This is a genomic window from Burkholderia sp. LK4 (assembly GCF_001043615.1).
Taxonomy (GTDB): domain Bacteria; phylum Pseudomonadota; class Gammaproteobacteria; order Burkholderiales; family Burkholderiaceae; genus Burkholderia; species Burkholderia cepacia.
This window is the reverse complement of sequence record NZ_LDUL01000070.1, coordinates 1-12,479: the sequence shown is the minus strand read 5'-3', so window position 1 is coordinate 12,479 and position 12,479 is coordinate 1. Positions and strand designations below refer to the sequence as shown.

Annotated in this window: 11 protein-coding genes and 1 pseudogene; 6 read left to right on the top strand and 6 right to left on the bottom strand. The window is 66.5% G+C overall.

Annotated elements, in window-relative coordinates:
* A pseudogene (locus VK92_RS30800) lies at positions 1-286 on the top strand (putrescine ABC transporter permease PotI); the annotation flags it as partial.
* Between the two features lie 381 nt (positions 287-667).
* Positions 668-1,102: a GNAT family N-acetyltransferase gene (locus VK92_RS30790; RefSeq protein ID WP_048026065.1), complete on the top strand. Its 435-nt coding sequence runs from the start codon at positions 668-670 to the stop codon at positions 1,100-1,102.
* A gap of 139 nt (positions 1,103-1,241) precedes the next feature.
* Here VK92_RS30790 and VK92_RS30785 read toward each other — a convergent pair whose 3' ends face one another.
* The gene (locus VK92_RS30785) at positions 1,242-2,525 is read right to left on the bottom strand and encodes a cystathionine gamma-synthase family protein (protein WP_048026066.1); all 1,284 of its coding nucleotides are present in this window, start codon (positions 2,523-2,525) and stop codon (positions 1,242-1,244) included.
* Between the two features lie 140 nt (positions 2,526-2,665).
* Positions 2,666-3,562: a LysR family transcriptional regulator gene (locus VK92_RS30780; protein ID WP_021159947.1), complete on the bottom strand. Its 897-nt coding sequence runs from the start codon at positions 3,560-3,562 to the stop codon at positions 2,666-2,668.
* 139 nt (positions 3,563-3,701) lie between these two features.
* On the opposite strand from VK92_RS30780, the gene tam reads away from it, so the two are divergent.
* Positions 3,702-4,487, top strand: a complete 786-nt coding sequence (gene tam, locus VK92_RS30775) for a trans-aconitate 2-methyltransferase (RefSeq protein ID WP_048026078.1) — start codon at positions 3,702-3,704, stop codon at positions 4,485-4,487.
* Positions 4,488-4,516: 29 nt separating this feature from the next.
* Here the strand turns inward: tam and VK92_RS30770 are convergent, their stop codons facing one another.
* Together VK92_RS30770 and VK92_RS30760 are read right to left on the bottom strand one after the other, a co-directional pair.
* A complete protein-coding gene (locus tag VK92_RS30770) occupies positions 4,517-5,107 on the bottom strand; it encodes a GNAT family N-acetyltransferase (RefSeq protein WP_021159949.1) in 591 nt (196 codons plus the stop codon).
* Between the two features lie 954 nt (positions 5,108-6,061).
* Positions 6,062-8,512, bottom strand: coding sequence for a phosphocholine-specific phospholipase C (locus VK92_RS30760; protein WP_048026068.1), 2,451 nt, complete (start codon positions 8,510-8,512; stop codon positions 6,062-6,064).
* A gap of 78 nt (positions 8,513-8,590) precedes the next feature.
* Here VK92_RS30760 and VK92_RS42120 point away from each other — a divergent pair, with 78 nt between their 5' ends.
* Complete coding sequence (locus VK92_RS42120) at positions 8,591-8,785, top strand: hypothetical protein (RefSeq protein WP_156187237.1); 195 nt, start codon at positions 8,591-8,593, stop codon at positions 8,783-8,785.
* Positions 8,786-8,862: 77 nt separating this feature from the next.
* Here the strand turns inward: VK92_RS42120 and VK92_RS30750 are convergent, their stop codons facing one another.
* Together VK92_RS30750 and VK92_RS30745 are read right to left on the bottom strand one after the other, a co-directional pair.
* The gene (locus VK92_RS30750) at positions 8,863-9,543 is read right to left on the bottom strand and encodes an HAD family hydrolase (RefSeq protein WP_048026073.1); all 681 of its coding nucleotides are present in this window, start codon (positions 9,541-9,543) and stop codon (positions 8,863-8,865) included.
* Between the two features lie 23 nt (positions 9,544-9,566).
* On the bottom strand, positions 9,567-10,511 hold the full coding sequence (locus VK92_RS30745) for a choline ABC transporter substrate-binding protein (RefSeq protein ID WP_048026074.1): 945 nt from the start codon (positions 10,509-10,511) through the stop codon (positions 9,567-9,569).
* Positions 10,512-10,780: 269 nt separating this feature from the next.
* Between VK92_RS30745 and VK92_RS30740 the strand changes: the two genes are divergently transcribed.
* Together VK92_RS30740 and VK92_RS30735 are read left to right on the top strand one after the other, a co-directional pair.
* On the top strand, positions 10,781-11,461 hold the full coding sequence (locus VK92_RS30740) for an MgtC/SapB family protein (protein ID WP_027789870.1): 681 nt from the start codon (positions 10,781-10,783) through the stop codon (positions 11,459-11,461).
* A gap of 43 nt (positions 11,462-11,504) precedes the next feature.
* Positions 11,505-12,272 (top strand): DeoR/GlpR family DNA-binding transcription regulator, encoded by a 768-nt coding sequence (locus VK92_RS30735; RefSeq protein ID WP_027789869.1) that lies wholly within the window; start codon positions 11,505-11,507, stop codon positions 12,270-12,272.
* The last annotated feature ends 207 nt before the right edge of the window (positions 12,273-12,479 follow it).

Here is a 12,479-nt window from a genome sequence, read left to right as displayed (position 1 = left end):
GACGCTGCCGTTGATTTCGCAGGCGCTGCTGTCGGGGTGGCTGCTGTCGTTCACGCTGTCGATCGACGACCTGGTGCTGTCGGCGTTCCTGTCGGGGCCGGGGTCGACGACGCTGCCGCTGGTGGTGTTCTCGCGCGTGCGGCTGGGGCTGAACCCGGAGATGAACGCGCTGGCGACGTTGTTCATCACGGCCGTGACGATCGGCGTGATCGTCGTGAACCGGATGATGATCGCGCGCGAACGGCGCCGCGTGGCCGACATGAAGGCGGCGTTCGCGGTGGCGTGAGCGCGGGCATGATGGTGTGACGGCACGACGAAAGCGACGGCGGGCGCATGACGGGCCCGCCGTTTGCGTGGGTCGCGTGCTCGCGGGGAGGGAAGCGGGGCGATCGTGTGCGGTGTGCGCGCTCATGACCGAGCGGGTCGGTTACGGAGACGGTGGCGATGCCACGTGCAAGGCGGCGCAGCCGCCGCGATTCGCAATGGTGCCTTCGGCGCCGGGTTTCGGGTTCCCGATGTGGCGGAACAATGCGTGGGAATGCCACATCGCACGCGATATCGCGCGCGAGCCGCGCGGTCGCCACGCGGCGGCCGACGCGCTATAGTCGTGCGACGCCCGCCGACGGTGCGATACGCCCGGCGGCCCTTTCACATACGTGTTCTCCCGATGACAGCCCTTCCCGACGTTATCCTGCGACTGACCGACATCGAGCAGCCGGCCGCACACGATTTCATCAGCCGCAAGCTCGGCGAATTCAATCACGCGATGACGGGGCGCGCCGACGCGGCCACGCTCGACGTGTACGTGACCGATCCCGCGACGGGCGAGATCGTGGGCGGCCTGACGGGGCGCACGTCGCTCGGCCTCTTCTTCATCGATCTGTTCTACCTGCCCGAATCGCTGCGCGGCGGCGGGTTCGGCAGCCGGCTGCTGCGCGAGGCCGAAGCGGAAGCGAAACGACGCGGATGCGCGCGGGCGGTGCTTTACACGATCTCGTTCCAGGCGCCGGATTTCTACCGGAAGCAGGGTTACGAAGCATTCGGCGAAGTGCCGTGCGAACCGGAAGGCACATCGCGCGTGTTCATGGTGAAGGTGCTTTGAAAACCGGCTCGGCCGGCGCGCGTCGCGCGGTCAGATTGTCGTGGCGATCACCTTTCGCGTGTAGCTGGCGTGAGTGGCCGGATCGACGAACCGGCCTCTGAAATATCCGTCGCCGTTCGCGTCGGATACGAGCGGCTGATCAGCAACGCTCCAGCGCGTACGACAGGTCGGCGATCAGGTCGTCCGGATGTTCGAGGCCGACCGACACGCGGATCAACCCTTCCGACACACCGGCCGCTGCGCGCGCGTCGGCCGGCACGCCCGAATGCGTCGTCGACGCCGGATGGCAGATCAGCGACTCCGTGCCGCCGAGACTGACCGCGGACTTGAAGAGCGTCAGGTGGTTGATGAACCTGAACGCCTGCTCGCGGCCGCCGTCGAGGATGAACGCGAACGTCGAGCCGGGCCCGCTGCACTGGCGCCGGTAGACGGCCTGGTAGGCCGGATCGTCGATGAGCTCGGGATGCAGTACGCGCACCGGCCGATGCGGATTGCCGGCGAGCCAGCGGGCGACGGCGCTGCCGCTGCGCGCGGCCTGCTGCATGCGCAGTACGAGCGTTTCCATCGAGCGCGTGATCATCCACGACGAATGCGGGTCGAGCTGCGAACCGAGCGTGCTGCGGACCGAGCGGATCTTCGTGATCAGGCTGCGGGTGCCCGTCACGCCGCCGGCGACGAGGTCGCTATGCCCGCCGATGTATTTCGTCAGCGAGTACACGCTCAGGTCGATGCCTTGCCGCGACGGCTTCTGATACAGCGGCCCGAGCAGCGTGTTGTCGCAGACCGACAGCGGGCGATAGCCGTGCCGCGCTTCGAACGCATCGATCTCGCTGCGCAGCCCGTTGAGGTCGAACAGCGCGTTGGTCGGGTTGGCGGGCGTCTCGATGTAGCACATCCGCACGTTGCCCTTTTGCGCGGCCGCTTCGAGCGCGGCGCGGATCGCGCTGGTGGACAGCCCGTCGGCGATCACTTCGGAGCGGATGCCCCACTCGGGCAGGAACTTCGAGATCAGCGTTTCGGTGCCGCCGTACAACGGCACGGACTGGACGACGCAGTCGCCCGGCCGCAGGAACGTCAGCAGGATCGCGGCGATTGCCGACATGCCGCTCGACGTCACGACGGCGGCTTCGGAATCGTCGAGCAGCGCGAGGCGATCCTCGACGATCTCCAGGTTCGGGTGATTGAAACGGCTGTAGACGAGGCCCGCGCCTTCGCCTTCCGGCGAAGGCTTGCGCCCGGCCACGACGTCGAAGAATTCGGCGCCGTCCTCGGCCGTGCGGAACGCGAACGTCGACGTGAGGAACACGGGCGGCTTCACCGATCCTTCCGACAGGAACGGATCGTAGCCGTACGACATCATCTGGGTTTCGGGATGGAGTTCCCGGTCTGCAATCTTGCGCTTGTGGTAGTTGCGATAGGCCATGCGGTGCTCCGTGCAGGGGTGGTGAGGAACGGCCGTTGCGGCGGCGGCATGACGCGTGCGGCACCGGGTAGGCACCGTTCGTCGCGACCGCGTGACGCGATACTACCCGAAGGCTTGGCCTTCGTGACGCGCGACTGTCACTATCGAGAGGGTGTCGCCTGTTCGACGATCATGTCGTACAGCGCACGGGCGGCCGGCGACAGTTGCGCGCTCCGGCGCGTGACGAGCACGAGCGTGCGCGATACCGCGGGCTCGACGAGTTCGATCGTGCGGATCATCGGGTACGCGTTTTTCTGGATCGCGAGCTTCGGCACCACCGCGGCGCCGAGCCCCTCCGCGACGAGCCCGAGCGCCGTCGAGCTGCGCTGTACTTCGTAGAACGAATGCAGCGACACGCCGCTCGTCTTCAGCGCGCCGTCGAGCAGCCCGCGATTGCCGCTCACTTCGCCGGCGAAGATCAGCGGATGCGGTTGCAGGGCGGCCCAGCGAATGCGCCGCCGCTTCGCGAGCGGATGATCGTCGCGGCACACGAGTACATACGGGTCGCTCGTCAGCGGGACGTTGACCAGTTCGGGATGCTGGTCGCCGGCGATGCCGATGCCGAACTCGGCCTCGCGATGCAGTACGGCCTGCAGCACCGACGCCGACGCGTGATCGAGGATCTTCACGCGATCGTGCGGGCGGTGCGCGGAGAATGCGCGCAGGATGCGGGGCAGGTATTGCACGCCGACCGTGGGCACGCACGCGATCGTGACGTCGCCGCGCTGGCTCAGGCCGGTTTCGCGAATTTCGGTGAGCGCGTCGGACAGCTCGTTCAGCAGCCGGCGCGCTTGCGGCAGGAAGCGCCGGCCGATTTCGGTGAGGGTGGTGCGGCGCGTGGTGCGCTCGACGAGCGCGACGCCGAGAAAGGTTTCGAGCTTGCGCAGCCGCTGCGTGATGGCCGTCTGCGTGACGTGCAGCGTATCGGCCGCCTGCCGGAAGCTGCCGCCGTCGGCGATCGCGACGAAAGCCTGGACACCGAGCGTATCGATCTTCATCAGAATTTTGAATCAATCAGGATATTAAATTCATTTTACTGAACTTCACGACGACCGCAGAATGCTTCGCATCGACGGCCCCCGCACCGCGCACGCGGGCAGCGGCACGGCCGTCCACGCCGACCAGGAGGAGAACGACATGACGACCCCACTCGATCGATACGCGGCCCAGTACGTGCAATTCGAGGACGAACGCACGCGGCCGATCCGCGATCTGCTCGCCGCTGTGCCGAACACGCCGATCCGTACCGCGATCGACATCGGCTGCGGGCCCGGCAATTCGACGGAGGCGCTGATCGCGCGTGCGCCGGACGCAACGGTCCACGGAATCGATGCGTCGGCGGACATGATCGACGCCGCGCGCAAGCGCCTGCCGGACCTGCGTTTCGACGTCGTGGATATTTCCACGTGGGACGATCCCGGCGGCTACGACCTGATTCTCGCGAATGCGGTGCTGCAATGGGTGCCCGCGCACGACACGCTGTTTCCGGCGCTCGTCGGCCGGCTCGCGCCGGGCGGCCATCTGGCGGTGCAGATGCCCGACAACCTCGACGAACCCGCGCATCGGCTGATGCGCGAGGTCGCCGCGGCGGGGCCGTGGGCGGACAAGCTGAAAGGCGCGGCGCGCACCGAGCGGTTCGATGCGCGTCATTACCACGCGCTGCTGTCGCCGCTGTGCTCGCGCGTGGACGTGTGGCGCACGACCTACTACCACCCGCTGCGCGGCGGTGCCGATGCGGTCGTCGAATGGTTCAAGGGGAGCGCGCTGCGGCCGTTCCTCGCGGCGCTCGACGACGGTGAGCGCGCGGCGTTTCTCGCGCGGTATCGCGACGCGATCGCGGGCCCGGGCGGTTATCCGACGCTTGCCGATGGCACCGTGCTGCTGCCGTTCCCGCGTCTGTTCATCGTGGCGACGCGGGCATGATCCGGATGTGATGTGCGTTCGGCGGTGCGTCAGCGCGCCGGCCGCATCGATTCCGGGTCGACCGTGCGGATCCGTGCGGTCTGCCCGTCGCGCAGGTCCTTGTACCAGAACAGTGCGACTTCACCGTCGTTCTCGTCGTCCGCGTACAGCAGGCGATCGTGGCCGCCCAGCACGAAGCCCGAGCGGGCATAGGTGCTGCACGCGGCGACGTTGTTCGACTGCGTTTCCAGCCGCATGAAGCCGAACCCGTGGCTGCGCGCCCAGGATTCGGCGGCCGCGAGCAGCAACTGTCCGATGCCTTGCCGCCGGCTGCGGCGGTCGACGGCCAGCTCCGCGATCTCGGCCATCCCGTTCCAGCTCTGGCTGATCGCCACGAAGCCGGCGAGCCGGCCGCCGGCCGTCGCGCGAAAGAGCGCCGTTTTGCCGGTCGCCTCGTCCGCCCAGCCGGCCGGATCGAAGCCGTAGTGCTTGCGGCGCGCCGGCAGCGCGCGCAGATCGAGCAAGTCCTGATACGGCGCGTTCAATTCCCACGCGATGTCGAACGAGAAGTCGCATCGATCCAGTTCGTCGGCGGGAATCGCGCTCGTCTGTTCGATGCTGATGTGTTCGGCTCGGTCCATGTGTCGGTGTCCTGTCTTCTGCGGGATGGCGTGGTGTTGTCGGTGATGCGATCGCCGGCATCGTGAGGTGCGCCGCATCGAGTGTGTGCGTGCTGCGGATTTTTGCGCCCGCACAATTCGCCGCGCGCGAGACCGGCACAGACTGGCTCCTCCCGTGACGGCAAAACGCGGGCAAACCGTGAACCGGATGGCGACGCAAACGTGTGCGGGATGCGCGCGCCAGCCAGGGCGCACTTTCAACCGCCTGATTATGCGGGATTTCGGGATGAGGCCATCGCCGGCATCGACGCGATGCGGGCTGCCGTGCGTCGCGACTTCGATCCGGGAGACCGCCGGCCGCCTGTGGAGGAAAGACGACAGGATTCCGAATAGTTGTTTACCGTTTCGTGACGACTCGATATATTCCGAAGAACATATCGAAGCGCGTGGCGTCGTCAGGCGCTACGTCGTCCACCCGCTCCACGAAAGCCGGAAGAGATGCTGACCTGCATCGCCGGAGCAACGCGTCGTCGCGGCATGCGCAATCGGTGCGCACGCTCGCCGGCGCTGCAACACAGGCGGCCGCTCGCGGCATGCCACATCAGCAGGCCCATACCGGTACCGAAGCGAAGCATCGTGCATGCGCATGACGCGTATGTGCGCGCGGTGATCCGGTGGCTCGCGTTCGTCAATCAGTCGGTGATTCGTCAACACGCCGCGCATCACGCTGCGACGCAGACGCGCGTCGACCACAACAGGAAGTGAACATGAACAAGACCATCGCGGCCGCAGCCGCACTCGGGATGTTCGGTGCCGCCGCGCACGCGCAAAGCAGCGTCACGCTCTATGGGCTGATCGATGCACCCGTCGCGCGGGCAGGGTGAAGGGAAACGCATTCGGGCGCAACGCGGCACGTCGCGCCCGAATGCGTGCCGGCCCCATGCAGGCGGCCGGCACGGCACGGCCAGGCCGCCGTCAGATGTTGATCGTGACGGGCCCCGCGAGCGGCGTGTAGCCGTCGTCGAACAGATACCACGCGTCGTACTGCCCCGACGCCAGCGTGCTGTTGGCCGCGGACGAGAACAGCAGCGAGCCGGTGCTCTTCGGCAGGTATGCCCACGACTTGTAGCTGCCCTTGGTCGGCTGCGCGCCATGCGCGAAGATGCCCACCCAGTTCTTCGGGCTGTGGCTCCACGGCGGCGCGACGTAGTCGAAGCGCAGCGTGCCGAACGTCGCGCCCTGCGACGCGAGCGACGCGACGAACTTCTTGCCGGTATTGCCGATCGCCGAATCCGTGAGCAGGGTGCCGGATTGCGTCTGCACGCAGCCGGCTACCCGGCGCAGGAAATTCGGATCGTTCGCGTCGCGGATGCTGGCGTCGTACCAGCCGCCGTCGCCGTACCACGTGACGGCTTGCGTCGCGCCGGCGGCGACGGTGACCGACTGCCGCGTGTTCATGCCGTACGCGTTGTCGGTGAGCTGGAACGTCGTGGCGGCCGAGCCGGCGGCGTTGTCGAGCGTGATCTGTACGTTGCCGTTGGCCACGTCGTAGCACAGGCTGACTTCGGCGGTCGATCCGGTGTTGCCGGACGAGCCGATGCTGCCGCGGAACGTCTGCAGGAAGCCGTTCGGGCCATAGACGGAATAGTCGTAGCTGCCGCCGGCATTCAGCGCGAGCGAATCCGACAGGTTCGCGCACTGGCCCGCGCCGGCTGCGATCGTGTAGTGCCGGGGGATCGTGCTCGTGCCGTCGACCCATACCTGCAGGTGGACACCGGCGGTGCCGGTGTTGGTCATCGTCAGCGACAGCGCGTTGCCGGCGCGGTTGACCTTGCCTTGCACGAAGAACTCGTAGGGCAGGCGGCAAGCGGTGCTGCGGCCTGCCGTCTGCGCCGGCACCGCGGTGGTGGTCGGGTAGGGGATCGGGACGGTCGAGCCGTTCGGGTTCATGTTGCTTGCCGGCGGCTGGATCGCGGGAACCGTCTGGTCGGCGTTCGAGAAATCGAAGGCTGACGTCAGGTCGCCGCAGACCGTGCGTCGCCACGGCGTGATGTTGGTTTCCTGTAGTCCGAAGCGCGCTTCCAGAAAGCGGATCACCGATGTGTGATCGAAGACCTGCGAATTGACCTTGCCGCCCTTCGACCATGGCGAGATCACGAACATCGGCACGCGCGGGCCGAGCCCGATCGGCACGTCGCCGCTCGCCGAGCCGTCCGATGCGGCGCCGCTGCCGGAGACGAATTCGGCGGCCGGCGAGACCGTGGAGCGGCCGGTGCCGGCAGCGGAACTGGCCGGGACGGCCGGCGGCATGTGATCGAACAGCCCGTCGTTCTCGTCGTACATGACGAGCAGCACCGTGCTGGCCCATACCGCCGGATTCGACGTCAGCGCATCGAGGACGCTGCTGACGTACCATTCGCCGCCGCTCGCGGCCCACGACGGGTGCTCGCAGTATGCGTAGGGCGCGGCGATCCACGATACCTGCGGCAGCGTGCCGTTGGCGACGTCGGCCCGCAGCTGGCTGAAGAGATTCGTGTCGTATTCCTTGCCGCCGCCTGACGGGTCGATCTGCGTGCCGTTGAGCGCCGGCGCGAGCGGATCGCCTGCACCGAGGTTCTGGTATTGCCTGAAGTTCAGGATGACGTTGTCGCCGTAATTGCCGTTCCACCAGAGATCGCTTTTGGAGCCGTTGTATTCGCCGTAGCCATGTGCGGCATCGAGGCCGTTGCCCTTGTCCTGGTAGAACTTCCACGTCACGCCGGCCGTGTTCAGGCGCTCCGGCATCGTGGTCCAGCCGGTGCCCGTCATCGTGTTCGTCGTGTACGGCGAGTAACCGGCGACGTTGCCGCAGCACCCGGTCCACAGATACAGGCGGTTCGGGTCCGTCGGGCCGAGCATCGAGCAGTGGTACGCGTCGCACACCGTGAACGCGCTCGCCAGCGCGTAGTAGAACGGGATGTCCTTCTGCGTGAAGTAGTACATCGTGCCGCTGGTCTTCGCGTCGGCCCAGTTGTCGTAGCGGCCGTTGTTCCAGGCACTGTGCGTGCCGTTCCAGCTGTGATCCAGGTCGCCGTAGTAGGTGTCGCCGTTCGCCGTGCCGGACGGCGGGGACGGGTTGAACGGAAACACGTAGGACATCAGCCAGGGCTGGCGCCACACCGGATACCCGCTCGAAATCACGACCGGCCGAGGATCGCCGAAGCCGCGCGCGCCGCCCAGCGTGCCGAGGTAGTGGTCGAACGAACGGTTTTCCTGCATCAGGATCACGACGTGCTTCACGTCCTGGATCGTGCCGGTGACGGTGGCTGCCGGAATGGCCTGGGCGCGCGCGATGCTTTCGGGCAGCATGCCCGTGATCGCGGTCGCGCCGGCGAGCTTCAACGCGTCGGCGAGGAACTGACGTCGTGTCGTGGGTTTGTTTTGCATGATCGCTCTCTGTCGTGGATGGCCGGCCCCGGGGCCAGCGTCGGTCAGTGGCACGTGCTCGCGCAGTGGAGGACGGGCGTGGATGCCGAACCCGGTGCGGCCGCGCGCGCGGCCGCCACGTTGGCCGCGGTGCCCGAGTCGCCATCGCCGCAAGCGGCCAGCGTGCACAGCAGCGCGATCATGAAAATGCCGCGCCAGTGCGGAAAGCGGCGTTCCGAACGGCGCGACCTGACGACAGGCTTTCTATTCGACTCGAATCGGATTCCTGAATGATCGAGGCCGGTGCTGCGTGTTCCGTATTTCATTACCCCTCCCGACATGAAAATGGACAGCAGAGAATATCGCCCGAATCAGAACAACTTCATGACAGGCCACCCGCGCGTGCCTGCCACCTGCAAAAGCCTCGAATCGGGATTGGTGGCGACCGGATGCGTGACGTAATCCAGCAGCGGCACGTCGTTGATCGAGTCGCTGTAGAAGTAGGTGCGCTCGAAATCCGACGGCGCGTAGCCGAGCGATTCCAGCCACGCGGTCGTGCGCACGATCTTTCCTTCGCGGAAGCTCGGCACGCCGGTGCTGCGGCCGGTAAACGCGCCGTCCGGCGTGCCGTCGTCGGTATCGAGTTCGATGCCGAGCAGGTGCTCGATGCCGAATTCGGCCGCGATCGGCCGCGTGACGAAGACGTTGGTCGCCGTCACGATGCAGCAGAGATCGCCGTTTTCGCGATGCCGCCCGACCAGCTCGCGCGCCTGCGGCGTGATCGCCGGACGGATCACTTCGTCCATGAACCGCGCATGCCAGCGCTCGAGCACCTTGCGCGGATAGCGGGTGAGCGGCGTGAGCGTCACGGCGAGATACGCGTTCATGTCGAGCGTGCCGGCCGCGTAATGACCGTAGTGCTCGTCGATCAGCGCGGCGTGCGCGTCGTCCTCGCGCCAGCCGACCCGCGAGATGAAGCGGGCCCAGGCCTGGTCGCTGTCGAGCGGCAGCAGCGTGTGGTCGAGATCGAACAGCGCGAGATTCTTGTACATGCCGGGTTCCTTGTCTTGCGGGCTTACGCGCCGATCCGCTTCTCGATCGCATCCTTCGCATTCTTTCCGTCGATGGTCGTCACGCCGTCGAGCCACTTCGACAGCACGCCGGGATGCTTCTTCGCCCATTCCCTGGCCACCGCGACCGGGTCCGCGTGATTCATGATCGGCACCATCAGCTGGTTCTCTTCGTCGGTCGTGAACTTCAGGTTGGTCAGCAGCCGGCCTACGTTCGGGCAGCGTTCGAGATAGCCCGGCGTGACGAGCGTGTAGACCTTCGCCGACCCGTAGTTCGGGCCGAATACCGTGTCGCCGCCGTCGAGATAGGTGATCCGGTAGTCGATGTTCATCGGATGCGGCTCCCAGGCCAGGAACACGATCATCCGGTGCTCCTGCACGGCGCGCGTCACCTGCACGAGCATGCCGGCCTCGCTCGATTCGACCAGCTTGAAGCCGCCGAGCCCGAACTCGTTCCTGTCGATCATTCGCTGGATCAGTGCGTTGCCGTTGTTGCCGGCGCCGATCCCGTAGATCTTGCCGTCCAGCTGGTCGCGGAACCTGGCGATATCGGCGAAGCGCTTGAGCCCCTGGTCGGATGCGTATTGCGGCACGGCGAGCGTATAGCGCGCGCCGACCAGGTTGGGCTCCGGCAGCTGATGGACGGCGCCGGCGTCCACGAACGGCTTCACCGTCGGCGTCATGCTCGGATCCCAGTAGCCGAGGAACGCGTCGATCTGCGCCTTCTTCACGCCGGCCAGCACGATCGGCGGCGACGCGATCGTCTTGGTCGCCTCGTAACCGAGCCCGTCGAGCAGCATCATCGCGACGCCGGTGGTGGCCGCGATGTCGCTCCAGCCGACGTCGCCGAGCGTCACCTTTTTACAGACGTCGCCTTCCGATGCGTGAGTGGGGGCCGTCGCCAGCGCCGCCAGCAGGGTTGCAGCCAGCATCCATGCCTTCTTCATCATGTTGGTCTCCTAAGCAAGTGTTCCGGATCGTGTTGCCTGAATGGTCTGACGATTGATCGTGCCGATCGGATGAAACAAACGAACCTGGGTCTGGCTTTGCAGTTTTTCGTACCGTATATTAGAAAGCACAAAATCGCAAGATTGCACAAAAATACAACTCGCCGGGTGCCGGGTGCGGCAACGGGCGGGCGCAGGCAGGAAGAACCGGACGGCGGCCCCATGCGGGCCGCGCTTCATCGGATGGACCAGGCAAAGCAAGGAGATCTCGAATGATCAGTCAGCTGGAAATCGTGTCCCGCCTGTTGTTGGCGGCATTGCTGGGGAGCCTCGTCGGCATCGAGCGCGAGCGCCTGTCGTGGGCGGCCGGATTGCGCACCCACATGCTGGTGGCGGTGGGCGCCGCGCTCGTGATGGTCGTGTCGGCGTTCGGCTTCGCGGATGTCCAGAACGCGAAAAACGTGTCGCTGGACCCGTCGCGCGTCGCCGCGCAGGTGGTGTCGGGCATCGGCTTCCTCGGCGCCGGTTCGATCATGCTGCGCGGCGAGATCATCCGCGGCCTGACGACCGCGGCGAGCCTGTGGGTCGTGGCGGCGGTCGGGCTGGCCGTGGGCGGCGGCATGTATGTGGCCGCAATTGCCGCGACGGCGATCGTGCTCGCGATCCTGGCCGGCCTGAAGCCGATCGAGAAACGCTTGTTCGCGACGCGGCAGCGCTGGGGCGTGCGTATCCTCGCGAGCCGCGGCGCCGTGAAGCTGACGTCGCTGCAGGCAATGCCCGGCATCGACCAGGCGCGCATCGTCCGGTTCATCATCGAACAGGACGATGCCGCGCCGGACGACGACCGCATCCACGTGGTGTTTTCGAAGATGACGAGCAGCGAGTGCCAGGCGGTGCGTCAATCCCTGCAGACCCTCGTCGGCATCAAAAAACTGGAGGAGAGCGCTGCGTAGTTCGCCGTTCGAATAACATTGACGTTCATTCCGAGGACATTCCATGTGGCAAGAAGAGCGATACCAGAGAATCCGGCTTCTGTTATCGAAGATGCAGCGGGTTTCCACCGACCGGATCATGGCCGACCTGAACGTGTCGCGGGAAACCGTGCGTCGCGATCTCGTCGATCTCGAAGCGCTCGGTGAACTGAAGCGCGTGCACGGCGGCGCGGTGCAGGTGGGCGACGAAGCGCCGATCGCCGAACGCGCGCAGACCCACGTGAAAGCGAAGCTGGCAATCGCGCGCGCGGCGGCCAGGCTGGTCACGGGCTCGCAGACGCTGTTCATCGACGCCGGCACGACCACGACACTGCTGGCCGAGGAACTGGCGAAGCTGTCGGGCCTCACGATCGTCACGAACTCGATCGACGTCGCGCTGAAGATGCGGTCGAGCGACCCGGGGCAGGCGAGGAACGAGACGATTCTGCTCGGCGGGATGATCGGCACCCGCGCGGCCGCGACCGTCGGCGACGGCACGGTCGCCGAGATCTTCCGCTATCGCGCCGATCTCGCGCTGCTGTCGCCGGTTGGCGTCGATGCCGTCCGCGGCGCGACCAACTACGACCGGATGGAAACCGAAGTGGCGCGCGCGATGGTGAGCAACGCGGCGGACGTCGCGATCCTGGCCGATTTCAGCAAGCTCGGCACGAACAGCCGGATCAGCTTCTGTGAGCCGGCGCGGATCGGCGCACTGGTGACGGACGCAAAGGCGGAATCGGTCGACAGTTTCAAGAGCCTGAAGAAGGTCATCAAGAACATCGTGCTGTCGTAGCGCCGGGCGGCGCGGGGCACGATCATCCGCCGTTATGCCGCCCATGCGGCGCGCATTCTGCCGGCCGGTTTTTTCGCGGCGTAATATATCCGCCGATACGACGCAGGCCCGCCCATCGGCAGGCCGTCATGGAGGCGGGCGATGGAGAGGGCAGGGACGGCGGCGCTTTCGGCGCAACAGGCGCAACAGGCACAACAGGCACAACAG

What these genes read in the sequence shown, in the direction of transcription:
- VK92_RS30790 (WP_048026065.1), top strand. Translation starts at nt 668, where the DNA reads ATGACAGCCCTTCCCGACGTTATCCTGCGACTGACCGACATCGAGCAG.
- VK92_RS30785 (WP_048026066.1), bottom strand. Translation starts at nt 2,525, where the DNA reads ATGGCCTATCGCAACTACCACAAGCGCAAGATTGCAGACCGGGAACTC.
- VK92_RS30780 (WP_021159947.1), bottom strand. Translation starts at nt 3,562, where the DNA reads ATGAAGATCGATACGCTCGGTGTCCAGGCTTTCGTCGCGATCGCCGAC.
- tam (WP_048026078.1), top strand. Translation starts at nt 3,702, where the DNA reads ATGACGACCCCACTCGATCGATACGCGGCCCAGTACGTGCAATTCGAG.
- VK92_RS30770 (WP_021159949.1), bottom strand. Translation starts at nt 5,107, where the DNA reads ATGGACCGAGCCGAACACATCAGCATCGAACAGACGAGCGCGATTCCC.
- VK92_RS30760 (WP_048026068.1), bottom strand. Translation starts at nt 8,512, where the DNA reads ATGCAAAACAAACCCACGACACGACGTCAGTTCCTCGCCGACGCGTTG.
- VK92_RS30750 (WP_048026073.1), bottom strand. Translation starts at nt 9,543, where the DNA reads ATGTACAAGAATCTCGCGCTGTTCGATCTCGACCACACGCTGCTGCCG.
- VK92_RS30745 (WP_048026074.1), bottom strand. Translation starts at nt 10,511, where the DNA reads ATGATGAAGAAGGCATGGATGCTGGCTGCAACCCTGCTGGCGGCGCTG.
- VK92_RS30740 (WP_027789870.1), top strand. Translation starts at nt 10,781, where the DNA reads ATGATCAGTCAGCTGGAAATCGTGTCCCGCCTGTTGTTGGCGGCATTG.
- VK92_RS30735 (WP_027789869.1), top strand. Translation starts at nt 11,505, where the DNA reads ATGTGGCAAGAAGAGCGATACCAGAGAATCCGGCTTCTGTTATCGAAG.